Here is a 23,533-nt window from a genome sequence, read left to right on the forward strand (position 1 = left end):
AAAAAGGCACGTCGTTCGCTGAACTGACGTGCCTTAAAAGGGCTATCGGGTAAATCGCTTATTGTTAGTTTTCATCGGTGTAGCGTTTTGCTTTGTAAACCGGGAACATCAGGTTCTGGGTAGAGAAAATATCATCCAGTTCGCTTTCGGTTAGCAGACCGCGCTCCAGCACAACTTCACGAACGCTCTTGCCTGTTTCGGCACAGATCTTACCGACGATATCGCCGTTGTGGTGGCCGATATACGGGTTGAGGTAGGTGACGATTCCGATGGAGTTAAACACGTAGGCTTCGCACACTGCTTTGTTGGCGGTGATGCCGTCGACGCATTTTTCCAGCAGGTTGTAACAGGCGTTGGTCAGGATATGCACCGATTCAAACAGTGCCTGACCAATGACCGGCTCCATCACGTTCAGCTGCAGCTGGCCCGCTTCGGACGCCATGGTCACGGTAATATCGTTGCCAATCACCTTGAAGCAGACCTGATTAACCACTTCCGGCACCACCGGGTTAACCTTGGCTGGCATGATGGAAGAACCCGCCTGCAGCTCCGGCAGGTTGATTTCATTCAGGCCGGCACGCGGTCCGGAAGAGAGCAGGCGCAGGTCGTTACAGATTTTCGACAGCTTCACTGCCAGGCGCTTCAGCGAGCTGTGGACCATCACGTAGGCACCGCAGTCGGAGGTTGCTTCAATCAGATCTTCCGCCGGTACGCACGGCAGCCCGCTGACCTCGGCCAGTTTTTGCACCGCCAGCTGCTGATAGCCGTCCGGCGTATTCAGCCGGGTGCCGATCGCCGTTGCGCCCAGGTTCACTTCCAGCAGCAGTTCGGCGGTGCGCAGAATGCTTTTAATCTCTTCATTCAGCAGCACGTTAAAGGCATGGAATTCCTGGCCGAGGGTCATTGGCACCGCATCCTGTAGCTGGGTACGGCCCATTTTCAGGATGGTTTGGAATTCCACCGCTTTGCGTTGAAAACCTTCACTAAGCTGGGCAATCGCATCAAGCAGTTTGAGGATTGAGCTGTACACCGCAATGCGGAAGCCTGTTGGATAGGCGTCGTTGGTGGACTGGCATTTGTTAACGTGATCGTTTGGATTGAGGTACTGATACTCACCTTTCTGGTGGCCCATCAGCTCAAGGCCGATGTTGGCCAGCACCTCATTGGTGTTCATGTTCACCGAGGTGCCCGCGCCGCCCTGATACACGTCGATGGGGAACTGATCCATGCATTTGCCGTTGTTCAGCACTTCATCACAGGCGCTGACAATCGCATTGGCGACGTTGCGAGGAATGGTTTGCAGCTCTTTATTTGCCAGCGCGGCGGCTTTTTTAACCATCACCATGCCGCGAACAAATTCAGGTATATCGCTGATTTTACTGTTACTGATGTAGAAGTTTTCAATCGCACGCAGAGTATGAACACCGTAGTAAGCATCCGCCGGAACTTCACGTATACCTAACAGATCTTCTTCGATACGAATGTTATTAGCCATGAGAACCTTCTTGTTAGAACTGCCGGGAAATCTACACAATTTAAGCGCCTGCCTTCTCTGGCAACAGGTACTGAACGTTTCGTCAGCACGGAATCGATCCTGCGTACGGTCCGTGTACAACGTAAGTCAGCAACAATAACCAGCTCGGAATCAGGTCACCGGGGATTATCGTGGCGTTAAACGCCCTGAGCCGTATTTTATCCGTTCGTGACCGCTCAGGCACGATCATATTCTGTTGCCAGTTAAAAGACTGAATCCAGATCACTTAAAGCGTGTGCCATTTCAAACATCTTCAATAATATGTGATCGTCCCGGCAAAAGATGCGGATGGATGAATTTCCACATTTACGGTTGAAAACGGGGTGGGCCGCTCCCATCTTCTATAATATCGGTCTTCAGGATCGCCATTTTCTGCCGCTCTGCCTTTAGCGGGGTGGCCACTTACAGAGGAGAATACGGTGCGTTGGTTACCGTTCTTAGTCATCTTCGTGCTGGTCTGGATTGAGATTTCACTCTTTATTCAGGTTGCCCACGTCCTTGGGGTCTTACTCACCATGCTGCTGGTGATTTTTACCTCCTGCATCGGTATCTCGCTGGTCAAAAACCAGGGGATGAAAAACTTTATGTTAATGCAGCAGAAGCTTAATGCGGGTGAAAGCCCGGCTGCTGAAATGGTCAAAAGCGTTTCGCTGATCCTGGCGGGCTTCCTGCTGCTGATCCCCGGATTTTTCACTGACTTCCTGGGGCTGCTGTTACTGCTGCCGCCGGTGCAGAAGCACCTGACGCTGAAACTAATGCCGCATCTGCGCGTTTGGGGCGGCGGCGGGGCTAACGGCAGCAGCGGGTTTACCGTTGACGGTGAATATGAGCGTAAAGAGAATAATCTGATCGAACATGACGATCGCGACGACCGGCGTTAAGCCTGTTGTATCGTCATCCCCGGCGGCGTGGACCTGATGGTCGCGCCGTTTTTTTTATCGTCAACTGCTCAAAAACCACGCGAACGGCGACATAAGCAAAAAAAATAATTTCCAGCCCTTGAAAGCGGGTTGTTCCGTCCTTATCTCTTCCGTCACGAGGCCAGCTTCGAGCGAAGCCCGGCATTCATCCCAAAAGACTGATTGGACTTCTCAAAGGAGAGCTATCAATGAAAATTCGTCCACTGCACGACCGTGTGATTGTTAAGCGTAAAGAAGTTGAATCTAAATCTGCAGGCGGCATCGTGCTGACCGGTTCCGCAGCGGGTAAATCCACCCGTGGCGAAGTGCTGGCTGTAGGTAACGGTCGTATCCTGGAAAGTGGCGAAGTGAAGCCGCTGGATGTGAAAGTTGGTGACGTAGTGATTTTCAACGAAGGCTACGGCGCAAAAACCGAGAAGATCGACAACGAAGAAGTTCTGATCATCTCTGAAAACGACATCCTGGCGATTGTTGAAGCGTAATTTACGCGTAACTCACTGAACCTAACGAATTTAAGGGAAATTAGAAAATGGCAGCTAAAGACGTAAAATTCGGTAATGACGCTCGCGTAAAAATGCTGCGCGGTGTGAACGTACTGGCAGATGCAGTAAAAGTTACCTTGGGCCCGAAAGGCCGTAACGTGGTTCTGGATAAATCTTTTGGTGCACCGACCATCACCAAAGACGGCGTGTCCGTAGCGCGTGAAATCGAACTGGAAGACAAGTTCGAGAACATGGGCGCTCAGATGGTGAAAGAAGTGGCTTCTAAAGCTAACGATGCAGCGGGCGACGGTACCACCACTGCGACCGTACTGGCTCAGTCTATCGTTAACGAAGGCCTGAAAGCCGTTGCCGCTGGCATGAACCCAATGGATCTGAAGCGCGGTATCGATAAAGCCGTTGTTGCAGCCGTTGAAGAGCTGAAAAAACTGTCCGTACCTTGCTCCGACTCTAAAGCTATCGCTCAGGTTGGTACCATCTCTGCTAACTCCGATGAAACCGTGGGCGAACTGATTGCTCAGGCGATGGAAAAAGTGGGCAAAGAAGGCGTTATCACTGTTGAAGAAGGCACCGGCCTGCAGGACGAGCTGGACGTGGTTGAAGGTATGCAGTTCGATCGTGGCTACCTGTCCCCTTACTTCATCAACAAGCCAGAAACTGGCGCTATCGAGCTGGAATCTCCATTCATCCTGCTGGCTGACAAAAAAATCTCTAACATCCGTGAACTGCTGCCAGTACTGGAAGCGGTAGCGAAAGCGGGTAAACCACTGCTGATCGTTGCTGAAGATGTTGAAGGCGAAGCGCTGGCAACTCTGGTTGTTAACACCATGCGTGGCATCGTGAAAGTGGCTGCGGTTAAAGCACCTGGCTTCGGCGACCGTCGTAAAGCGATGCTGCAGGATATCGCTGTGCTGACCGGCGGTACCGTGATCTCTGAAGAGATCGGTATGGAGCTGGAAAAAGCTACCCTGGAAGATCTGGGTCAGGCTAAGCGCGTTGTGATCAACAAAGACACCAGCACCATCATCGACGGTACCGGTGACGAAGCGGCGATCTCTGGCCGTGTTGCTCAGATCCGTCAGCAGATCGAAGAAGCGACTTCAGACTACGATCGTGAAAAACTGCAGGAGCGCGTAGCGAAACTGGCAGGCGGCGTTGCCGTTCTGAAAGTGGGCGCAGCAACTGAAGTTGAAATGAAAGAGAAGAAAGCTCGCGTTGAAGATGCCCTGCACGCTACCCGTGCTGCGGTTGAAGAAGGCGTGGTTGCTGGTGGTGGTGTGGCGCTGGTTCGTGTGGCTTCTAAGCTGCTGGAACTGCGTGGCCAGAACGAAGACCAGAACGTGGGTATTAAAGTTGCGCTGCGCGCAATGGAAGCTCCACTGCGTCAGATCGTTTCCAACGCCGGTGAAGAGCCATCTGTTGTCACCAACGCGGTGAAAGCAGGCGAAGGTAACTACGGTTACAACGCACAGACTGAAGAATACGGCGACATGATCGACTTCGGTATCCTGGACCCAACCAAAGTAACCCGTTCTGCTCTGCAGTACGCGGCATCTGTTGCTGGTCTGATGATCACCACCGAGTGCATGGTGACCGACCTGCCAAAAGGCGACGCGCCTGATTTAGGCGGTGCTGGTGGCATGGGCGGCATGGGTGGTATGGGCGGAATGATGTAATTCCTCCGCCACTTAACCGCCTGAGTGCGGGAAAGTAGCCGCGCCCGGTAAGGTTTTCGCCTTGCCGGGCGTTTTACTTTGTACGCTTCGTGGTGCGTTATTTGCAGACGAGCGTGAGCTGCTGATACAGGCTATCTTCATCGTGAGCCTGGTCTAACTTATAGTTAATATCGCATTCATTAGTTGATTGAGCGATTTTAACTCGGAAGCTTCCTTCGGTTTCCGCATTAGTCATAAAGACCAACCCTTCATCAACCGCTTCTGCAACAAGTTTTTTCCCGTCCCAAAGAGTGCTTCCCTTAGGCAATGGCTTGCCGTCAGCAAGGTTAATGGTCATCAGTAAACGGTTTCCACTTAACATTGCCACTTGCACGAATTTCACCGAGCCACGAGCTGGGCGGAGAGTACGATGCCCATTAGTGATATCGATATTTTTAGGTAGTTTATCAACGTCAACATCAATAAAGTTCTCACTCCAGGGAGACAATGATGGAAGAACCGTCATTCCCCTCCAGTCTGTCCAGGAGGTTCCTGCTGGTGTTAGCACCGGTACCCCTGCCATTGGTTGGCTAAGGCTTAACACGCCATAGGTATCCCCAATTTGACTATCGCTGAAGGTAATCCCTTTTTTATGGGCCACCACGGAACCATTACCGCTAATTGAATAGTTGCGCTGATGCTGGTTATCCCACTGCACATTCATATTCAAATTGGTGTAGTGCAAATTATTGCTGAGTGAGGTTTGTATCGAACGATTATGATCGTTGGTTGTTTCTTCAACCGCGAGCTGCATATCGCTACCAGAACCTAAAGGCATGTTAACATCGCTGCCCACGACATTTCGCTTATTATATGAACGGTAGTAATGATGGAAGCGCTTCTCGCCCAGCGGCCAGCTAAAGTTAATATTGATATTTTTATTGCTTCTATTTCCACCTTTTGCATGGGAAGCACTCGTCGAAATTTGTACGCCATTATTAAATCGTCGAGTCCAGTTAAGGATAAAATATCGCCAATGTTCATTGTCGGGGTAGTTTGTAGACAGGCTATGGGTGAATGAAAATGCCCCCAGTTCTGCACCATCCCAGCTAAGTCCCAGGCTTAATTCAGAATCATCAGTGTTATATTCACCACTGCTTTTTCTTTTTTGCCTTGCTCGGAAACTGGCTTCTTCTATGTTCGCATACCCAGGCGAATTTTTACTTGCGCCCAGAGAGAAAGAGATATTTTTTGTCACAGCGTGATTGCTATAGAACCGGATCTGTCCACTGTTTTTATTCTGGAAATGATCTTTCACCAGCAGAGCCTGTAATGAAAATGACTGGCCGGGCATTGCTGCCAGCCGACCACTCATCGCTGCTGCGATAGACTGATATTTACCGCTTAACAGTGTGCCTGTACGTAACGATATTCCTTCCACAGGCTGCCAGTCTTTATCAAGCGTAAGTATTGCCGGTATCTTCGCATCGTTGGATTTATTTTTTAACTTGCCAAAAGCTACACTCAACCCTCGATTGACAGGCATGTAAGACCCCATCAGTTGCGTGACGGGAACAATGAATTGCTGCGTTTCACCACTCGTTTCCACAACGCTAACATGCAGTTCAGCATTTAAATTTTGTACCGGAATGTTAACCAGGTGAAACGGACCTGCGGCGACAAGCGTACTGTAAATCAGCTGATCGTATTGGCGTACCTCAACCCGCGCCTGTGGGGTATTTGCCATGCCATCAATGACAACACCACTATCGCTGGTTCTTGAAAATGCATCATCAGGATAAAACTGAACTCCCCGTATTCTGCCTAATGCAAATAGTGTATTACGTGTGCTGATTTCACCCGCCTGGAAAATTTTATTTATTCCAGTGAAAAAACGCTCGACATAGGCTGAATTAAACGTTGTGTTAACTTCACCACCAAAATCCTGAATGTTCTGTTGACTGCGGAACATCCAGTTTGAAATGTTTATTCCGTTATTCAGGGATACCCAGCTATAATGCTCTTTTTGGTATTCAGTCTTATTGATACTGGAGTAGTAATCATAATTTATATGGCCTCCTATACCGCCATATTCCCCGATGTTATCCTGCTTTAGCATAGAAACTGGAACAACAATGCTGAGAATTTGTGATTCACTTTGCCACGCAACGCTGGTCCCAGGCTGTTCACTCAGCCAGCTATAGCAATCATTTTTTTTATTTTTAGCGGGTGGCACAATGCCTAAAAAATCAAAGAATTCTGATGTGAAACAAGGTATACCCTGATTGTTAACTTGAATCTGGTAAGAACCTTTAAAATCGCCATTTAAATTAACGTCTACGAAGTTAGTTCCTTCAGGAAGCTCACTAAGTTTGTCCAGATTTTCTACCTGCTCAGATATGATGCCGCGACGTTTTAGCGCGTCCATATCCCAGGTATTTATGGCGGATGATGGATTTTGGGGTGAAGTTTCAGCAGATTTTGCATTGCTGAATGTCGCCAGAAGCATTATTCCACCCGCCAAAAAACGTGGTGTCTTTAATCTGGTTTTGTCATTGCAGACGGTAAAATTCCTTTTCACCGTGATCCTCAGTGCGCTACAGGCATCTCTACAGTTCCGGTTTCATAACCATACTTAGACAGGGTTTGGATACTTACTTTTTGTACTTTTTCACCAGTCTTATTTTGGTCTGCTTTAATATTTAAGGTCTGACCAGGCAGTATGTAACTTTTATCCAATGTTGCGGACCTGCCTGACGGTAGTAACTTAACGTTTTGTGAAAGTCTGACGACATATTTTCCTGGGTTAATCACTTTTATCTCGCTGCCATTTTGCTCCCAGGATAGTTCTTTCCATGGTTCGGAAAGAATGGGAAGCCCTTTTGGATGGATAATTATTGGGATGTTATGGCGTATATTAATTGATATCTCATTGCTTTCTTGGTTGTTTTTAGGCCGGATTCCTTCAAACGTGACTCTCTTTAAATGCTCATGCTCTAAAGGCCGATCGTTTTTAAGGATGAACCGAACTCGCTGAGTTTTTTCTGCACCGACTCGCATAACGGGTTGTGTGACTAGCAGTTTAGGCTGTGGATCGTCCGGCAAGTCTATTATTTTAACATATAGTAGAGCCTCTTCTGGGTCTACATTCTGTACATTAATGCTTCCACCGCCGTCTTCTTCATTGATGAATAACATTGATGATTCGGGTTTCATAATAGAAAAAGCCGGAGTGATTGATATACTTAATAGCAGCAATAACGTTTTTTTTATGGCAGTACGGAGAAACATGTTACCTCTATAATAAAATGGGAGCCCGTTAAGGCTCCCTACGAAATTAAAATAATTTAATACTTACAGGTAGACAAGATCGTAAGTCGCTTCGCCACGCAGATCAATTTTGTCTGAGATGTCTTTTTCAGCGATCGGGTTAATGTAAGAATGAACACTCATATCAATCTTATGGGACAGACCAATAGACGGTGACAGCGTTGAAGTTGCACCCCAGGAGATAATATCTTTCTTAACGGAGTTAAGAGTACCATTTGATACTTGCCAGGTCTCGCCGGTTTCTGAGCTAATGAAATTATAAACATTTTGTGCATCGATTGTGCCTCTTTCAAGGTGTACAACATATCCACCAGCGATTGCACCACTTTTAGTTGTACCCAGGCTGAACAGGCTTGGACCTTTGGTACCGTTCATGTCAACCTGACCCGCTTTTTGGCCCAGATCCATGACCTGGAAACCAACCATGGTTGGGCTTGGACAGTTGATGTTGAGACTAATTGCTTTATCTTCCAGCTCGAACATTTGACCTGGCTTCAACTGAGCTGCACTAATTTTTCCCAGTGACAGAGTGGAAGAGGTGCCGCCATTGATGTTGATATTACACGTTGCAGGAACGATGCTTCCCTCAAGTTTCATCGTGACCTGTGATGTTGCAGCTGAAGCTGCACCTGAAATCGCCAGGCCGCTTAATACCGAGACAAGTAATAATTTCTTTTTCATTTATATAGTCCTTTACTGGTTTGATTAATTAAATTGAACGCAGCTATATCATCTCCAGATGATATATGTTCCATGTGTTGAAAAGTTAAATCAATAAAGCTATCGATTATTTGTTGTTTCTTTTAAAAAAACAATTCCTCTGCGGTGACAGTGGAGAATGCTATCACAAGTAGACTAGTTCGAAACTAGTGATTCCATCTATTTTTACGGTGTCACTGTGGTTATATTTGTAAATAAATGGGCTGATAATTAATCCAATTTTAACTAAACGAGCACTCAGCGGCTGTAACTGATCACCCCAGGAATAGATATTTTTTCCATTAGTGGTTAAGTTATCCAGCATTGGTTGCCAGCTATGCCCTTGATCCTTAGAAACAATTAAATTACTTAAAGGTTTTCCATCAACCCATGAATGAGACTTGTCTATAGTGGCAAAATATCCACCAATTGCATCCCCTTTTGATGTTTGACCCAGGCTAAATACGGTATCTGTTGCTGCTCCATGGCTTTTAACGTTACCCGCATTTGATGCGATATCAATAGCCCGAATACCAAATGATGTAGGGGATGGACATTGAATGATAATATTAACATTTCTTTTCGGTAATGTTTTTTTTCCGCCATCAGATGAGGGTGTAGAGTGCGGCTTACCGAGCTGTAACGCTCCTCCGTTATCGATACCTAAATCGCAAGCTCCGGGTAAAACTTCCCCTGTGATTTTAAGCGATGCCCGCGATGAAGCGCTGCTGAAGGCGCTGAATAGAAATACAGCAATAGTTATGCTGTAAAATAGTATCGATTTCCTGAGATTCATAAGTAATCCATTACATATGTTGAAGCTAATTCGCATATGGAATCATAAATTGAATCTATTTGTCAAAACATAATATGCGTTATATGCATCGTTGGTGATAATTTACTATTTCCATTTGTTCTTTATCGGTTATTCGTTTTTTTACATTCTGTTCTTGCGATATTATATTCTTAATGTTTTTTTTATGTTGCTTATAATTTATTTGATTGATGCTTTTGTATAAGAAAATTCTGCCAGAATAACGACACCCCTCAGCCGTGTCTTCCAGTCGCCACGGATGTTTTTTTTTGCCCGCGAAAAGGGTATAAGTAGGTGCGCACATCGTAGCCTGAATGATGCTGTTTTCGCAGGTAAAGGATGCCGAAGGCTCACCTTACGTCTGCCTGACTCTGATGATAATAAATGGGGATTATAATGCGGATTAACTTGTTGGGACTCTCCGTAGCGGCACTGCTGCTGGCGGGCTGTAGCTCTTCTAATACTCTGAGTTCTGCGGGTGAGCGTGTGACTTTTACCGACCAGCAGCCGGCCAGCAGCTGCCAGCTTCTGGGGAACGTTACCGGCTCACAAAGTAACTGGTTCTCCGGCTCTGGCGGAGAAGGCAGTTCACTGCGCGGTGCGGCAAACGACCTGCGCAACCGTGCGGCTGAAATGGGCGGTAACGTGATTTACGGTGCAACCAGCCCAACGCAGAATATCTGGTCAAGCTTCGCACCTCTCGACAGCAAGATGAGCGGCCAGGTGTACAAGTGCCCGTAAGCGCATTGATACATTGCGATCTGCATTGAAAAAGGGTGGCCATTGAGGGCCACTCTTTTTGTTAAAGGAAGATGCATGACAACAGTGATATGAAATGAAGTCTGCGATATTTCATACTTCGTGAAGATCTCGGCGCTGACGTTAGGCCCCCTGTCAGACAGGGGACAGGATCGTTGCTCCTGCCGCGATATTATTCCTGCCGCAGCTGTAAATCGAGCGGAGTTTTACTCGGTTCGCCACCAATTTCTCGTGCCAGCGTCGGCACCAGATAGCCCGACACCATACCCAGAAGTTCACGCACGATAGCGCGTGCCCGGCCGTCATCAACATAGAAATGCGCCGCGCCCTGAACTTTGTCCAGAACGTGCAGGTAGTAGGGCAGGATGCCAGCATCAAACAGCGCATTACTTAGTGCTGCCAGTGCAGGGGCATTATCGTTCACACCGCGTAGCAGCACGCTTTGATTCAGCAGCGTGACTCCTGCCCGCTTCAGCATGCGCATACCGTGACGCAGGTCATCGTCAATTTCCTGCGCGTGGTTAATATGGCTCACCAGCAGCGTTTGCAAACGCGATTGCGCCAGGCGCTGACAAAGCGCTTCGGTGATGCGCCGTGGGATGACTACCGGCAGACGGCTGTGAATACGCAGACGCTTAATATGCGGAATGCGCTCCAGTTCGCCGATTAACCAGTCCAGTTCGTGATCTTTTGCCATCAAAGGATCGCCGCCGGAGAAAATAATCTCATCCAGTTCTGGCTGCTGTCGGATATACTCGAGCGCCTGCTGCCAGTTGCGCTTATTGCCCTGATTATCTTCGTAGGGGAAATGGCGGCGGAAGCAGTACCGGCAGTTGACGGCACAGCCGCCTTTAACCAGCAACAGCGCACGATTTCGATATTTATGTAACAGACCCGGCACCACGCTGCTCTGCTCATCCAGCGGATCGGTACTGTAACCTGGCGCATCAACAAACTCCTGCTGCGAGGTGATCACCTGTAGCAGCAGGGGGTCCTGCGGATCGCCCTTGCGCATGCGCGCAGCAAACGCTCTTGGCACCCTGAGTGCGAAAAGCCGGCGTGCACCATGGCCTGAAGCGAGCTCAGGGTCATTCTGCAACGCTAAAAGTTGCAGTAATTCATCGGGATCGGTGATTACATCGGCAAGTTGATGCAACCAATCTTCTCGTGCAGGGGTATTTAGGGTTACAATGTGTGCCATTTTTTTGGCTTAGTACCAGTAATAAAATTGTAGAGGGCCTTTATGGCGACTTATTCTAGCAACGATTTCCGTCCCGGTCTTAAAATCATGTTCGAAGGCGAGCCTTATGCCGTCGAAGCCAGCGAGTTTGTTAAACCAGGTAAAGGCCAGGCATTCGCGCGCGTAAAAATGCGTCGCCTGCTGACCGGTACTCGTGTAGAGAAAACCTTCAAGTCTACCGACTCTGCTGAAGGTGCTGACGTAGTAGATACCAACCTGAACTACCTGTACAACGACGGTGAGTTCTTCCACTTCATGCACCCGGAAACCTTCGAACAGCACCCAGTTGAAGAGAAGACCGTAGGCGAAGCGGCAAAATGGCTGCTGGATAACGCGGAGTGCATCGTAACTCTGTGGAACGGTCGTCCAATCGCCGTTCAGCCACCAAACTTTGTTGAGCTGGAAATCACCGATACCGATCCTGGCCTGAAGGGTGATACCGCAGGTACCGGCGGCAAGCCAGCTACGCTGAGCACCGGTGCGGTAGTGAAAGTGCCTCTGTTCGTGCAGATTGGCGAAGTGATTAAAGTTGATACCCGTTCTGGCGAATACGTTTCACGCGTAAAGTAAGCCTGAATCAGTAAGGGTTCGGTTCATCGGACCCTTATCCGCACACTTTTCCTTTTTCTCAGCGCCCTCAGGGCAATTGAATAAATTACGGCTATGCTTAAAGCGCTGTTCTTTATTAATGATTAAAAGGAAATTGCCATGAAGAAAAGTATTTTAGCCATTCTTTCCGTTCTGGTTCTCTCTTCCGTTTTGACAGCCTGTAACACCACGCGTGGCGTGGGCGAAGACGTTGAGGCGGGCGGTAAGGCAATTCAAAAAAGTACTCAGTAATCAGTTTGTCAGGCCGGTGCAGGGCGCTGGCCTGACAATCCTTTCAAAACCTGCCTCCGCAGGTCGATATTCTCTCTTAGCCTCAGCCTCAGCCTCAGCCTCAGCCTCAGCGGCTGGCACTACAGCGTAATCACGCCAATTAATGCCACTACGCTCAATATCGCTGCCAGCCCGTAGCACAGCCATTTACTGCCGGGGATATGCAGTTTCAGGTCATGCAGCCCGTGATGGAGTCGATGCATGCTGCACCACAGCGGCAGGACGATGGCCAGCAGCAGGATCACGCGACCGGGGAAAGAGGCCGCGAAGGCCATAATTCGCGTGTAGCTGAATGCTTCTTCCGGCGACCAGCCTACAGGCAGCAGCAGGCCGATCAGCAGGATCAGCACCGGGCTGAACATCGCCGTCCACATACCTCCTGCGCCAAACAGCCCCCAGAAGATCGGTTCGTCAGAACGTTGCGGTAATGCTTTCATTTATGCTCCTTACGCCCACAGCGCAGCGGCCAGTACCGCAAGACTGAGGACGACCATGATGATCCATAACCCTTTAATCAGCGGCTCCGGCGGCAGCTTTTCCCCTTTAACGATAATGATCGACGCCTTAGGTGCCAGATCGAACCAGGTTTTGCTGTGCAGCAGTGCGGCGATCAGCGCCAGCACGTTAAGCAACAGCGTGACGGGATGCTGTAAAAACGCCACATAGTCCGCCCAGCTTTCCGCACCGTGCTTGAGGGCAAACAGACCGAAGATTAACTCCAGGCTAAACCAAAGCGACGGGATCGCCGTGCTTTCCCGCAGCATATAGAAGCGGTAGAAGGGCAGTGAGCGCCACCAGCCGGACTCCACCGGGCGGCAGTAAGGATTGCGTTTTGTCGTCATATCGGTCTCCCTTAATGAGGTTTCAGCGTGGCGATCATGAAGTCCCGACTGCTCTCTATTTTCCCCTGCTGAATCGCTGCCGCCGGATCGACGTGTTTTGGACAAACTTCGGAGCAGTAGCCGACGAAGGTACAGCTCCAGACGCCGTTTTCTCCATTTAGCTGCGGCATGCGCAGTGCTTTGCCGCGATCCCGGCTGTCCAGGTTGTAACGATGGGCGAGGGTGATAGCCGCAGGGCCGATAAATTCCGGGTTAAGCCCGAACTGTGGGCAGGCGGCGTAACATAAACCGCAGTTAATACAGCCGGAAAACTGATGGTACTTCGCCATCTGCGCAGGCGTCTGGCGCCCCGGGCCCTGAGTGGCATCGCCAGCGTTGCCGATAATCCACGGCTTGATGGCTTCCAGGCTTTCGATGAAATGGGTCATATCCACAATCAGGTCGCGCTCGATGGGGAAATTAGCCAGCGGCTCAACTTTCATTCCCTGCGGATAGTCGCGCAGGAAAATTTTACAGGCGAGCTTCGGCACGCCGTTGACCATCATTCCGCAGGAACCGCAGATGGCCATTCGGCAGGACCAGCGGTAGGACAGATCGAAGGCGAGGTTATCCTTGATATAGCCCAGCGCATCCAGCAGCGACGTTTGCTCATCCCAGGGCACGTTGAATATTTCATGGCGCGGCAGCCGATCGCTTTCCGGGTTGTAGCGAAGAATATCGATTTTACGCAGGGCGTTATCACTCATTTACGGGCTCCTTCTGGCTGTTATCCTCCGATGCGGCACCGTACACGCGCTGTGCCGGTGGCAGATGGGTAATGGTGACCGGGTCCCAGGCGACGGTGGGTGCAGCCTGTGGATTAAAGAAGGTCAGGCTGTGCTGCAGATATTTATCATCATTGCGCGTGGTGCAGCCTTCATCCAGCCGCTGGTGCGCACCGCGAGACTCTTTGCGTTCAAATGCCGAGTGGGCCATGCATTCCGCAACGTCCAGACCGTGCTTCAGCTCAATGGTGTACAGCAGCTGCGTATTGAATACGCTGGAACTGTCGGTAATCGCCACGTTTTCGACCCGCTGTTTAAGCTCGGCAAGCTTATCAATCGTCTTTTGCATCAGTTCCGGGGTGCGATAGATACCGCAGCCCTCTTCCATCGCCATGCCCATTTCATCACGCAGCGCCGACAGGTTTTCACCGCCGGACTGATGGGTTAGCGCGTGCAAACGGCGTTCGATGTCGCTGCTCTGGGCGCTGATGGCGTTATCGGAGATTGAATGCGGCTGAGCGCAGCGCTGTGCAGCTTGCTCACCCGCCAGGCGGCCAAACACCACCAGTTCTGCCAGCGAGTTTGAACCCAACCGGTTAGCACCGTGCAGGCCGACGGAAGAGCATTCACCGATGGCGAAAAGCCCCTGGATTCGGGTTTCGCACTGTGCATTCGTTTCGATGCCGCCCATCGTGTAGTGAGCGGTGGGGCGCACCGGAATCGGCGCACTGACCGGATCGACGCCGACATAAGCTTTACTGAGTTCACAGATAAACGGCAGCCGCTCATGCAGCTTTTTCGCGCCGAGATGGCGTAAATCCAGATGCACCACGTCGCCGCGCGCGGTGGCGATGGTGTTGCCTTTGCGCCACTCATGCCAGAACGCCTGAGAAACCTTATCCCGCGGTCCCAATTCCATATACTTGTTTTTCGGCTGACCGATGGGGGTTTCAGGACCCATGCCGTAATCCTGCAGATAGCGATAGCCGTCTTTATTCACCAGAATACCGCCTTCGCCGCGGCAGCCTTCGGTCATCAGGATACCGGAGCCGGGGAGGCCGGTTGGGTGATACTGCACAAACTCCATATCGCGCAGCGGCACGCCGTGGCGGAAGGCCATCGCCATGCCGTCACCGGTAACGATACCGCCGTTAGTGTTGTAGCGATAAACACGCCCCGCGCCGCCAGTAGCGAGGATGACCGAGCGCGCGCGCACCTCAACCAGCGTGCCTTCCATCATACTCAGCGCGACCAGGCCGCTGGCAACGCCGTCGTCGACCAGCAGGTCGAGGACAAAATACTCATCCAGCCGCTGAATTTGCGGATACTGCAGCGACGTCTGGAACAGGGTATGCAGCATATGGAAGCCGGTTTTGTCGGCGGCAAACCAGGTGCGCTCGTTCTTCATGCCGCCAAACCGGCGTACGCTAATGGAGCCATCCGGCTGACGGCTCCACGGACATCCCCAACGCTCAAGCTGGGCCATCTCCTGCGGACAGTGCTCCACAAAGTAATCTACGACCGGCTGCTCACAGAGCCAGTCGCCGCCAGCAACCGTATCGTGAAAGTGAGAGTCAAAGCTGTCCTGTGAAGTGGTGACGGCGGCAGCCCCCCCTTCGGCGGCAACGGTGTGGCTTCGCATCGGATAGACCTTAGAGATCAACGCTATCTTCAGCCTCGGGTTAGCTTCTGCGGCAGCAATGGCGGCGCGCAGTCCGGCACCCCCCGCACCGACAATGACCATGTCGACAGTCAGGATTTGCACATGTTCCTCCCTGCTTAACTTTTTATAGTATTTTCATAGTGTTGGCGAAGTTCATTCGCCAGTCTGTGCCCAGTATACTTTGGCTAAAAATGCGCTAACTTGATGTGTTCGGGTATTTGGGCGGGTAGTGTAGAAAAAGCGTACAAAGGGTTATTTGCCGTAAAAACGGTTTTATTTCACGTAGAATTGTGTGCAACGCCACGTACAGGTAGACTTCTTGCCCTGACTGATTTTGGAGTAGAAAAGATGAGCGAAACGGCCAGCTGGCAGCCGAGTGCATCCATCGCTAATTTATTAAAACGAGCGGCGATCATGGCTGAAATCCGGCGTTTCTTTGCCGATCGTGGCGTACTGGAAGTGGAAACTCCGGCGATGAGCCAGGCCACGGTCACCGACGTCCACCTGTTCCCGTTCCAGACCCGTTTTGTGGGACCGGGCGCATCGGCAGGCATCGATCTCTATCTGATGACCAGCCCGGAATATCATATGAAGCGGCTGCTGGCCGCCGGCAGTGGGCCTATTTATCAGCTGTGCCGCAGCTTCCGCAATGAGGAGATGGGGCGCCACCATAACCCCGAATTCACCATGCTGGAGTGGTATCGCCCGCATTATGATATGTACCGCCTGATGAATGAGGTGGACGATCTGCTCCAGCAGGTGCTGGAATGCGCACCGGCGGAAACGCTTTCCTATCAGCAGGCGTTTATCCGCCATCTGGAGATCGATCCGCTTTCTGCCGATAAGGTCCAGCTGCGTGAAGTGGCTGAAAAACTTGGGGCGGGCGATCTGGCAAACCGCGAAGAAGATCGCGATACGCTGCTGCAGCTGCTGTTTATGCTTGGCGTAGAGCCGGAGATTGGTAAAGACCGCCCGGCCTTCGTGTATCACTTCCCGGCCACTCAGGCTTCGCTGGCGGAGATCAGCACGGAAGATCACCGCGTGGCGGAACGCTTCGAGGTTTACTTTAAGGGAATTGAGCTGGCGAACGGTTTCCGCGAGCTGACCGACAGCCGCGAACAGCGTCAGCGTTTTATGCAGGATAATAAAAAGCGTGCGGCAGCGGGCTTGCCGGAACAGCCGATCGATAACAACCTGCTGGATGCGCTGGCGCACGGCCTGCCGGAGTGCTCCGGCGTGGCGCTGGGCGTTGACCGTATTATCATGCTGGCATTAAAAGCCGAACAGCTGAGCGATGTGATTGCCTTCACGGTGGATCGCTGCTGATAAAGTAGCAAACCCTTCTCAGCGACAGATCCCGTCCCGGGATCTGTCGCATTCGATATCGTTATCTGAAAACCTGAACTGCAGCTAAATTCGCGGCCTGCTGACGGCTGACGGCTGACGGCTGAGGCGGTTGCCGGTTATAAACCACCCGATTTATAGGTTCTCGCCACCGGCGCCCCGTTGCTGGCCGGCGTTTTACGTCCGATGGTTTCCATTCGCACCTGGAACGGCGGGAACGGCATCTCCAGACCGTGTTCCTGATAGCCGCGCAGGATCAGCTGATGCAGCTCATGGCGCAACGGCATACGGTGCCCCATTTCTGCGGCGTGAATACGCAGCTCAAACAGCTGAATCCCCTGCTGCAAATCAACCAGGAAGGCTTCCGGCTGTGGTGTTTCCAGCACGTAGCTACAGCGATGAGCCGCCTGTAGCAGCACGTTGGTGACCTCTTCGCTATTGGCTTCCGCCGACGCCGGGATAGTCAGCACCACGCGCGTCACCGAGTCGGAGAGCGACCAGTTCACAAACTGCTCGGTGATAAACGCCTTGTTCGGCACAATGATCTCTTTGCGATCCCAGTCGGTAATGGTGGTTGCACGGGTATTAATACGCGTGATGCTGCCGGTGAGATCGCGAATGGTAACGGTATCGCCGATACGAATCGGTTTCTCAAACAGGATGATCAGGCCGGAGATAAAGTTGGCGAAAATCTCCTGCAAACCAAAGCCCAGTCCCACACCCAGCGCTGCGACCAGCCACTGGAGTTTCGACCAGTCCACGCCGATCATCGAGAATCCGGTCAGCCCACCGATCAGGATCAGTAGATACTTGGTAACGGTAGTAATGGCGTAGCCGGTACCCGGTGTGAGATCCAGGTGCTGCAACAGCGCCAGCTCCAGCAGAGCGGGCATATTGCGCACCAGCTGGGTGGTAATAATCAGCACCAGCACGGCAATGAGAACCGAACCGAGCGTTATCGGCTGCAGGCTTTCCACGCCCTGAATCGTGGTATTGACGTCCCACAGGCGGATATTTTCCAGGAAGCCAAACGCCGAATGAATTTCTGACCAGAGCACAATCACCGACACCAGCGCTATCAGCGTCAGAATCGAGCGCACCAGCCGCAGCGACTGAGCGCTGATAGCATCAAGATCGATGACCGGCTCTTCGACGTCGATACTGTCGGCGGCGGTCTGCTGCGCGGCTGTTTCTTCTTCACCACGCGCGCGCTGGGCAAGGATCTCGGCGCGGCGGTGGCGGGCACGATCGAAGGCGATACGGCGTCGTTGAATCAGCATCCAGCGGCGAATGATATGGTAGATCACCAGCAGCAGGAACCAGATTGCCACCGATGTTTCCAGCCTTGCCAGCAGCGCCTGAGCCGTTGCCAGATAACCAATGCAGGACGCCAGTGCGGCAATCAGCGGCATGGCAATCATTGCATTCCACAGGATGTTATTAATGAAATTCTCGCCGTTACCCTCTTTATCCAGGTGCAGCGGTATCCCGGCGCGTTTGAGGCTGACGGTGACCAGGCTCAGTGCACCGCAAATCAGAATAAAGCACAGGCGGCCCAGCGTAGCGGAGAACTCGCGGTCTTCAAGGTTATCGAAGGCGATCAGCACCATCATCAGCGGCACAACCAGGCCAATACAGAGCGTATAGAAGCGCATCGCGCGCGCCACGCGGGTTTGCGGCCAGCGGAAGTGGATGATAAACAGTCCCTGCGGGCGGGCAAAGGTCGCGCTGATCATAAACGCCCACAGCAGCGGCACGCTGGCGGTAACGCCATCACCCACGGCGACCGCGATAGGATACGGCCAGGCGTGCTGTAGGCCATAACCCAGTGCAGCCCACAGTACCGGCAGCGGCAGGGCCACCAGAATGGACCAGAACACGGTGCGCAGCGTCAGGCTGAAGTGGTCGAGGGTGACTTTGCCAACTTTGCTGGAGGCGCGCTCAAGGAAGTTACGGAAGTGACGGCGCGAGCTGATACTGAAACCGACCAGCAGAATAGCACCAAGAATCGGCATCACCGTTTCGCGGCTGGTGACCATCATGACCAGCGCGCCGCCCAGCTGCCCCAGGGTATCCAGCGAGAGCAGACGTTGCAGATCGCGCGCCAGTTCAAGCGGATAGCTGATGCTGATTGGGCTAACGTCGGCGGTCCAGAACAGGTAGCGGTGGGTGGCTTCTTTGACTTCATTCAGCGCATCGACCAGCTGGCTGTTACCGACCTTCAGCTTGGTCACGCCGAGGATCAGGTTATCGCAGCCGGAAAGCAGCGAGGTCAGCAGCTCGCGCTGGGTTTTTAGCTGCGCATCCAGAATACGGCGCTGTTCGCTGGTCAGATTACTGTTGTCATCCTGACGCAGCTGCTTCAGCGTTTGCTGGCGCTCCAGCAGATCTTCGTAGTGCAGCCGCTGCACGCGCAGCTGCGCCATTTCGTTGTCCAGCTGCTGCGGTTTTGGCATATCGGGCAGGCGCGAAACCTGTGCCCGCAGCGCTTCGCCGAGAACGTTGGACATGCCCAGCCACTGCGACTGCTCGCGCAGCGTGCTCAGTGCCTGACGGACCTGAATAGTCTGGTTGGCGGCGGTACGCTGCTGCGACGCCACCAGGTCCATCCGCTGCGCCTGTTGATTCAGTGCTGCGGACAGCTCGCGGTTAACGCGGAACTGTTCGGCGATGCCCTCGGGCATATCACCGCTGTTTTCTGCCAGCTGTTCGGTGCGGGCCAGCGCCATTTCGGCTTCGCGCTGGCGCAGGCCGTTAAGCTGATTGCGCAGATCCTGCAGATAGGCATCCAGCTGGCTGGCTTTGAGCTGGTGGACTTCCGCCCGCATTCTCGCCAGTTCCTGGCGGTTGTTCGCGGAGAGCTGCGCCAGTTCCAGTTCATCAACACGTGCTTTCTGTGCCGCCGATTCCGCCTGGCGTGCTGACAGCTGTGCCTGCGCCAGCGGCGTGGTTGCCGTCGGCTGACCCTGCAGGCGTCGTTCCACCTCGCTCAGGCTGCGGCGGGCGTCGGTTTGCTGCAGCGGCAGCTGGGACAGAGAGTCGCTGATTTCACGGGCGCGATCCTGCTCCTGCTGCGACAGGCGACCTTCTTCCAGCAGCTGACTGCTGACCTGCAGGATCTCCTGATCGAGATCGGCCGCGCTCATATTGCTGCGCAGCTGTTTGTTGCTGTCGGTCAGGCTGGCGATCTGCTGGCGTAAATCACGAGAAAGTTTGGGGAAATCATCGATTATCTGCTGATATTCCTGCGTTTTATCCAGCGAGGACTTTTGTTCGTCCAGCCAGTTCAGGGTTGACTGCAGGGCATCGACAACTTCCGCCTGATTCGCAGTCGTTTTGTCTGACTTCGCCTGTTCAAGTTCCTGTTTGATTTGCGCGGCATCCGGTGCGCTGGCGGCATAGAGCGGCTGGAGAAGACTCCAGCCTAACAAAAGAGAGAGAATCAGGCGTGACATGGCAATCCGCTATGGATGATGGAGAACGTCTTCCGCACTGTCTTTTTGCAGTGCGATGGCCAGCGTCTCGCCCAGGCGGACTTTACTTTCCGCAGCCAGGCTTTCAGCCAGTTTTACTTTACCTTCGGCAAACAGGTTAATCACCGTAGAGCCCAGTTTGAAACGGCCCATTTCCTGGCCTTTCAGGAGTACAACGGAACCCTCGGCATCCGCACCCGGGAAGCTCCAGCGCTTGATCACGCCTTCACGCGGTGGCGTAACGGTGCCCGCCCAGACGGTTTCGATGCTGCCAACGATGGTGGCACCGACCAGAATTTGCGCCATCGGGCCAAATTCAGTATCGAACAGGCAGATGACTCTCTCATTACGGGCAAACAGATTCGGGATGTTCTGTGCGGTGAGCGGATTCACCGAGTAGAGGTCGCCGGGAACGTAGATCATTTCACGCAGGATACCGTTACACGGCATATGCACGCGGTGATAGTCGCGCGGCGCAAGGTAGGTCGTTACAAACTCACCGTTGCGGAACATCTCCGTCATCTTTTCATTGCCTGCCAGCAGGCCTTCCAGCGAGTAGGTGTGGCCTTTGGCCTGGAAGATTTGGTCACCGTCAATGTGGCCCAGCTGGCTGATTGCGCCATCAGCAGGCAGCACCAGCAGGTTTGGATCGGCAATCAGCGGCCGTGCGTCATCGCGTAGCGGGCGGACAAAAAAGTCGTTAAAGGTACGATAGCTGGCGGTATCCGGCTTCTGCGCCTCTTTCATATCGACTTTGTAGAACCAGACAAAGACGTCGATGACCGCTTTGGTCAGCCATCCGCCGCGTTTGCTGGCACCCCAGCCGGCAAGTTCAGTCAGGGCCTTTTTAGGCAATAAATTATTCAGGCCGAGTTTAATACGATCCAACACGTGAGCCTCCTGGCTTAATCAGACAGCGAAAAATTAATGGGGGCGGATTGTAACAGCGCCCGTCGGTTAAGGCTAATGCCTGTCCGGGCGCGTTCAGTCAGCAATATGGCGCAGCGTATTCTGGCGGTCTGCATCCATCAGCATCTTAAAGGAAAGACGGTCAATCTTTGTCAGCGTTGAAGCTTCGACGGGTTTTCGCCTGAACTTCCGACATGCTTTCCAGAATGTGGTGATAGTTAACGAAGCGCGACTCGTCGATCTCGCCGTTATCTACTGCTTCACGGATGGCACATCCCGGATCGGTATCATGCTTGCAGTCGCGGAATTTACAGCCGCCCAGATACTTACGGAATTCGACAAATCCCTGGGTAATTTGTTCCGGTTCCAGATGCCATAAACCGAATTCACGAACGCCGGGGGAGTCAATCACGTCGCCGCCGTGTGGGAAGTGATAAAGACGAGCCGCAGTGGTGGTGTGCTGGCCAAGGCCGGAGACGTCGGAAACGTCGTTGGTGAGGATCTCATTGCTGCTGAGGTCCAGGCCGAGGAGGGCGTTAAGCAGGCTCGATTTGCCGACGCCGGACTGGCCGGCAAAGATGCTGACGCGCCCGGTCAGCGCTTCTTCCAGCTCGGCAAGGCCCTGTTTTTCATGGCTGGAAACCATCAGCACCCGGTAGCCAATATGGCGATAGATATCCATCTGCTCATCGACAAATTTACGGCCTTCTTCATCCAGCAAATCGGTTTTGTTCAGCACCAGCAGTGGTTCAACGTCCAGCGTTTCGCTGGCGACCAGATAGCGATCGATGATATTCAGCGACAGCTCGGGCAGAATCGCGGAGACGATAACGATCTGATTGATATTGGCGGCGATCGGTTTGACGCCATCGTAGAAATCCGGGCGGGTGAGGACCGACGTCCGCTCGTGTACGGCTTCAACAATGCCTTTGACCGTTGCGCCACCTTCAGCACCCGGGCGCCAAAGCACGCGATCGCCGGTAACCAGAGAACGGATGGTGCGGCGAATGTTGCAGCGGTGAACTGAACCATCCGCATCTTCTACGTCTACGTGCATACCAAACCGGCTGATCGCGACGCCATCACGCGCCTCGCCGAACAGGCTGTCATCCGGTTCGGGCTTATCGGCACGCTGCTTCAGGCGGCGATCGTGGTTAGCACTTACGCGACGTTGTTGACCTTTGGATAGTTTGTTTTTACTCACTGTTCCTCACACAAATCAGGCATGTTTCGCCCTTGAGGGGCAAAACGTCTATCATACACGCTAATTAACGACAATGCCGCTTTGACCACAGTGAGATGCACTATGACCGCGAATGCTAATAACCTGATTTGGATTGATCTTGAAATGACAGGCCTGGACCCGGAACGGGATCGTATTATCGAGATCGCGACGCTGGTTACCGATGCCAATCTGAATATTCTCGCTGAAGGGCCGGTATTTGCCGTACATCAGTCCGACGCCCAGCTGGCGCTGATGGATGACTGGAACGTGCGTACGCACACCAACAGCGGACTGGTTGAACGCGTGAAGGCCAGCCAGCATGACGATCGTGCGGCCGAACTGGCCACCATCGAATTCCTCAAGGAGTGGGTGCCTGCGAACAGCTCGCCAATTTGCGGCAACAGTATCGGTCAGGATCGCCGCTTCCTGTTTAAGTACATGCCTGAACTGGAAGCCTACTTCCACTATCGCTACCTGGACGTCAGCACACTGAAAGAGCTGGCGCGTCGCTGGAAGCCTGAAATCCTGCCGGGCTTTAAAAAGCAGGGTTCGCATCAGGCGATGGATGATATCCGTGAATCCGTAGCCGAGCTGTCCTACTATCGCGAGCACTTTATCCAGCTGTGATAATAACGGTGGCGGGCGGGGCGTTGAACATTCTTTTTAACGGCTGCCAGCCACATTCTTCACCTTTTTTGCTGATAAATTCACCTTTTTGCTGGCTTTGTCAGCAGTCGGAAATAAAAATCCGTATTTTTACGATGATGGGATTGCGCAGGGGGGAAATCTCCGTATAATGCGCTCCCCGTACCGGTGAAGAAATTACATCGCTACGACTAAGCGGGAATAGCTCAGTTGGTAGAGCACGACCTTGCCAAGGTCGGGGTCGCGAGTTCGAGTCTCGTTTCCCGCTCCAAATTTTGTTCTGCCGTGCAAGCGGTGGAATAGTAAAAAAAGACCCTAACGGGTCTTTTTTTATGCCT

Annotated in this window: 21 protein-coding genes and 1 tRNA gene; 9 read left to right on the forward strand and 13 right to left on the reverse strand. The window is 52.4% G+C overall.

Annotation, left to right across the window (positions count from 1 at the left end; all coding sequences use genetic code 11):
• Nucleotides 1-64 precede the first annotated feature (64 nt).
• On the reverse strand, nt 65-1,495 hold the full coding sequence (aspA, locus tag JOE09_RS11000; RefSeq protein ID WP_105592115.1) for an aspartate ammonia-lyase: 1,431 nt from the start codon (nt 1,493-1,495) through the stop codon (nt 65-67).
• 458 nt (nt 1,496-1,953) lie between these two features.
• Between aspA and JOE09_RS11005 the strand changes: the two genes are divergently transcribed.
• The 3 genes from JOE09_RS11005 to groL all read left to right on the forward strand — a co-directional run bounded on the left by JOE09_RS11005 (nt 1,954) and on the right by groL (nt 4,630).
• Nucleotides 1,954-2,415 carry an FxsA family protein gene (locus tag JOE09_RS11005; RefSeq protein WP_105592114.1) on the forward strand — a complete coding sequence of 154 codons (462 nt, stop codon included), beginning with the start codon at nt 1,954-1,956 and terminating at the stop codon, nt 2,413-2,415.
• 227 nt (nt 2,416-2,642) lie between these two features.
• On the forward strand, nt 2,643-2,936 hold the full coding sequence (locus tag JOE09_RS11010) for a co-chaperone GroES (protein WP_105592113.1): 294 nt from the start codon (nt 2,643-2,645) through the stop codon (nt 2,934-2,936).
• Nucleotides 2,937-2,983: 47 nt separating this feature from the next.
• A complete protein-coding gene (gene groL, locus JOE09_RS11015; protein WP_205065812.1) occupies nt 2,984-4,630 on the forward strand; it encodes a chaperonin GroEL in 1,647 nt (548 codons plus the stop codon).
• A gap of 97 nt (nt 4,631-4,727) precedes the next feature.
• Here groL and JOE09_RS11020 read toward each other — a convergent pair whose 3' ends face one another.
• The 4 genes from JOE09_RS11020 to JOE09_RS11035 all read right to left on the reverse strand — a co-directional run bounded on the left by JOE09_RS11020 (nt 4,728) and on the right by JOE09_RS11035 (nt 9,434).
• Nucleotides 4,728-7,190 (reverse strand): fimbria/pilus outer membrane usher protein, encoded by a 2,463-nt coding sequence (locus JOE09_RS11020; protein ID WP_205065813.1) that lies wholly within the window; start codon nt 7,188-7,190, stop codon nt 4,728-4,730.
• Between the two features lie 8 nt (nt 7,191-7,198).
• Nucleotides 7,199-7,900 (reverse strand): fimbria/pilus chaperone family protein, encoded by a 702-nt coding sequence (locus tag JOE09_RS11025; RefSeq protein WP_205065814.1) that lies wholly within the window; start codon nt 7,898-7,900, stop codon nt 7,199-7,201.
• Nucleotides 7,901-7,963: 63 nt separating this feature from the next.
• The gene (locus JOE09_RS11030) at nt 7,964-8,620 is read right to left on the reverse strand and encodes a DUF1120 domain-containing protein (protein WP_205065815.1); all 657 of its coding nucleotides are present in this window, start codon (nt 8,618-8,620) and stop codon (nt 7,964-7,966) included.
• Nucleotides 8,621-8,783: 163 nt separating this feature from the next.
• Complete coding sequence (locus JOE09_RS11035) at nt 8,784-9,434, reverse strand: DUF1120 domain-containing protein (RefSeq protein ID WP_205065816.1); 651 nt, start codon at nt 9,432-9,434, stop codon at nt 8,784-8,786.
• A 414-nt stretch (nt 9,435-9,848) separates the two neighbouring features.
• Here JOE09_RS11035 and JOE09_RS11040 point away from each other — a divergent pair, with 414 nt between their 5' ends.
• Nucleotides 9,849-10,193 carry a DUF4156 domain-containing protein gene (locus tag JOE09_RS11040; protein WP_105592107.1) on the forward strand — a complete coding sequence of 115 codons (345 nt, stop codon included), beginning with the start codon at nt 9,849-9,851 and terminating at the stop codon, nt 10,191-10,193.
• 190 nt (nt 10,194-10,383) lie between these two features.
• Here JOE09_RS11040 and epmB read toward each other — a convergent pair whose 3' ends face one another.
• Entirely contained in the window at nt 10,384-11,412 is a 1,029-nt protein-coding gene (epmB, locus tag JOE09_RS11045; RefSeq protein ID WP_205065817.1) for an EF-P beta-lysylation protein EpmB, read from the reverse strand.
• 42 nt (nt 11,413-11,454) lie between these two features.
• Between epmB and efp the strand changes: the two genes are divergently transcribed.
• Together efp and JOE09_RS11055 are read left to right on the forward strand one after the other, a co-directional pair.
• Complete coding sequence (efp, locus tag JOE09_RS11050; protein WP_105592105.1) at nt 11,455-12,021, forward strand: elongation factor P; 567 nt, start codon at nt 11,455-11,457, stop codon at nt 12,019-12,021.
• A 138-nt stretch (nt 12,022-12,159) separates the two neighbouring features.
• Nucleotides 12,160-12,291, forward strand: a complete 132-nt coding sequence (locus tag JOE09_RS11055; RefSeq protein ID WP_105592104.1) for an entericidin A/B family lipoprotein — start codon at nt 12,160-12,162, stop codon at nt 12,289-12,291.
• A 119-nt stretch (nt 12,292-12,410) separates the two neighbouring features.
• On the opposite strand, the gene frdD is transcribed toward JOE09_RS11055, so the two are convergent.
• The 4 genes from frdD to frdA are packed head-to-tail and all read right to left on the reverse strand — an operon-like array spanning nt 12,411 to nt 15,680.
• The gene (gene frdD / locus JOE09_RS11060) at nt 12,411-12,767 is read right to left on the reverse strand and encodes a fumarate reductase subunit FrdD (protein ID WP_205065818.1); all 357 of its coding nucleotides are present in this window, start codon (nt 12,765-12,767) and stop codon (nt 12,411-12,413) included.
• Between the two features lie 9 nt (nt 12,768-12,776).
• A complete protein-coding gene (gene frdC, locus JOE09_RS11065) occupies nt 12,777-13,172 on the reverse strand; it encodes a fumarate reductase subunit FrdC (RefSeq protein ID WP_205065819.1) in 396 nt (131 codons plus the stop codon).
• 11 nt (nt 13,173-13,183) lie between these two features.
• Nucleotides 13,184-13,918 carry a succinate dehydrogenase/fumarate reductase iron-sulfur subunit gene (locus JOE09_RS11070; protein WP_205065820.1) on the reverse strand — a complete coding sequence of 245 codons (735 nt, stop codon included), beginning with the start codon at nt 13,916-13,918 and terminating at the stop codon, nt 13,184-13,186.
• A complete protein-coding gene (gene frdA, locus JOE09_RS11075) occupies nt 13,911-15,680 on the reverse strand; it encodes a fumarate reductase (quinol) flavoprotein subunit (RefSeq protein ID WP_234471860.1) in 1,770 nt (589 codons plus the stop codon). The genes JOE09_RS11070 and frdA overlap by 8 nt, the downstream gene beginning before the upstream one ends.
• A 267-nt stretch (nt 15,681-15,947) precedes the next feature.
• On the opposite strand from frdA, the gene epmA reads away from it, so the two are divergent.
• Nucleotides 15,948-16,925, forward strand: a complete 978-nt coding sequence (epmA, locus tag JOE09_RS11080; RefSeq protein ID WP_105592099.1) for an elongation factor P--(R)-beta-lysine ligase — start codon at nt 15,948-15,950, stop codon at nt 16,923-16,925.
• Between the two features lie 137 nt (nt 16,926-17,062).
• On the opposite strand, the gene mscM is transcribed toward epmA, so the two are convergent.
• The 3 genes from mscM to rsgA all read right to left on the reverse strand — a co-directional run bounded on the left by mscM (nt 17,063) and on the right by rsgA (nt 22,529).
• Nucleotides 17,063-20,398: a miniconductance mechanosensitive channel MscM gene (mscM, locus tag JOE09_RS11085; protein ID WP_105592098.1), complete on the reverse strand. Its 3,336-nt coding sequence runs from the start codon at nt 20,396-20,398 to the stop codon at nt 17,063-17,065.
• Between the two features lie 9 nt (nt 20,399-20,407).
• The gene (asd, locus tag JOE09_RS11090) at nt 20,408-21,307 is read right to left on the reverse strand and encodes an archaetidylserine decarboxylase (protein WP_105592097.1); all 900 of its coding nucleotides are present in this window, start codon (nt 21,305-21,307) and stop codon (nt 20,408-20,410) included.
• Nucleotides 21,308-21,467: 160 nt separating this feature from the next.
• Complete coding sequence (rsgA, locus tag JOE09_RS11095) at nt 21,468-22,529, reverse strand: small ribosomal subunit biogenesis GTPase RsgA (RefSeq protein ID WP_105592096.1); 1,062 nt, start codon at nt 22,527-22,529, stop codon at nt 21,468-21,470.
• Nucleotides 22,530-22,631: 102 nt separating this feature from the next.
• Here rsgA and orn point away from each other — a divergent pair, with 102 nt between their 5' ends.
• Together orn and JOE09_RS11105 are read left to right on the forward strand one after the other, a co-directional pair.
• Nucleotides 22,632-23,177, forward strand: a complete 546-nt coding sequence (gene orn / locus JOE09_RS11100; RefSeq protein ID WP_105592095.1) for an oligoribonuclease — start codon at nt 22,632-22,634, stop codon at nt 23,175-23,177.
• 213 nt (nt 23,178-23,390) lie between these two features.
• Nucleotides 23,391-23,466 (forward strand) — tRNA-Gly (locus JOE09_RS11105).
• Nucleotides 23,467-23,533: the final 67 nt, after the last annotated feature.

Source organism: Pantoea coffeiphila, assembly GCF_016909495.1.
Lineage (GTDB): Bacteria > Pseudomonadota > Gammaproteobacteria > Enterobacterales > Enterobacteriaceae > Erwinia > Erwinia coffeiphila.

Excerpts from the sequence above, each read along its gene's own strand:
- aspA (WP_105592115.1), bottom strand. The coding sequence starts at position 1,495 with ATGGCTAATAACATTCGTATCGAAGAAGATCTGTTAGGTATACGTGAA.
- JOE09_RS11055 (WP_105592104.1), top strand. The coding sequence starts at position 12,160 with ATGAAGAAAAGTATTTTAGCCATTCTTTCCGTTCTGGTTCTCTCTTCC.
- epmA (WP_105592099.1), top strand. The coding sequence starts at position 15,948 with ATGAGCGAAACGGCCAGCTGGCAGCCGAGTGCATCCATCGCTAATTTA.
- mscM (WP_105592098.1), bottom strand. The coding sequence starts at position 20,398 with ATGTCACGCCTGATTCTCTCTCTTTTGTTAGGCTGGAGTCTTCTCCAG.
- JOE09_RS11025 (WP_205065814.1), bottom strand. The coding sequence starts at position 7,900 with ATGTTTCTCCGTACTGCCATAAAAAAAACGTTATTGCTGCTATTAAGT.
- JOE09_RS11070 (WP_205065820.1), bottom strand. The coding sequence starts at position 13,918 with ATGAGTGATAACGCCCTGCGTAAAATCGATATTCTTCGCTACAACCCG.
- epmB (WP_205065817.1), bottom strand. The coding sequence starts at position 11,412 with ATGGCACACATTGTAACCCTAAATACCCCTGCACGAGAAGATTGGTTG.
- JOE09_RS11010 (WP_105592113.1), top strand. The coding sequence starts at position 2,643 with ATGAAAATTCGTCCACTGCACGACCGTGTGATTGTTAAGCGTAAAGAA.
- efp (WP_105592105.1), top strand. The coding sequence starts at position 11,455 with ATGGCGACTTATTCTAGCAACGATTTCCGTCCCGGTCTTAAAATCATG.
- JOE09_RS11040 (WP_105592107.1), top strand. The coding sequence starts at position 9,849 with ATGCGGATTAACTTGTTGGGACTCTCCGTAGCGGCACTGCTGCTGGCG.
- orn (WP_105592095.1), top strand. The coding sequence starts at position 22,632 with ATGACCGCGAATGCTAATAACCTGATTTGGATTGATCTTGAAATGACA.
- frdC (WP_205065819.1), bottom strand. The coding sequence starts at position 13,172 with ATGACGACAAAACGCAATCCTTACTGCCGCCCGGTGGAGTCCGGCTGG.
- JOE09_RS11030 (WP_205065815.1), bottom strand. The coding sequence starts at position 8,620 with ATGAAAAAGAAATTATTACTTGTCTCGGTATTAAGCGGCCTGGCGATT.
- frdA (WP_234471860.1), bottom strand. The coding sequence starts at position 15,680 with ATGGTCATTGTCGGTGCGGGGGGTGCCGGACTGCGCGCCGCCATTGCT.
- frdD (WP_205065818.1), bottom strand. The coding sequence starts at position 12,767 with ATGAAAGCATTACCGCAACGTTCTGACGAACCGATCTTCTGGGGGCTG.
- JOE09_RS11035 (WP_205065816.1), bottom strand. The coding sequence starts at position 9,434 with ATGAATCTCAGGAAATCGATACTATTTTACAGCATAACTATTGCTGTA.
- groL (WP_205065812.1), top strand. The coding sequence starts at position 2,984 with ATGGCAGCTAAAGACGTAAAATTCGGTAATGACGCTCGCGTAAAAATG.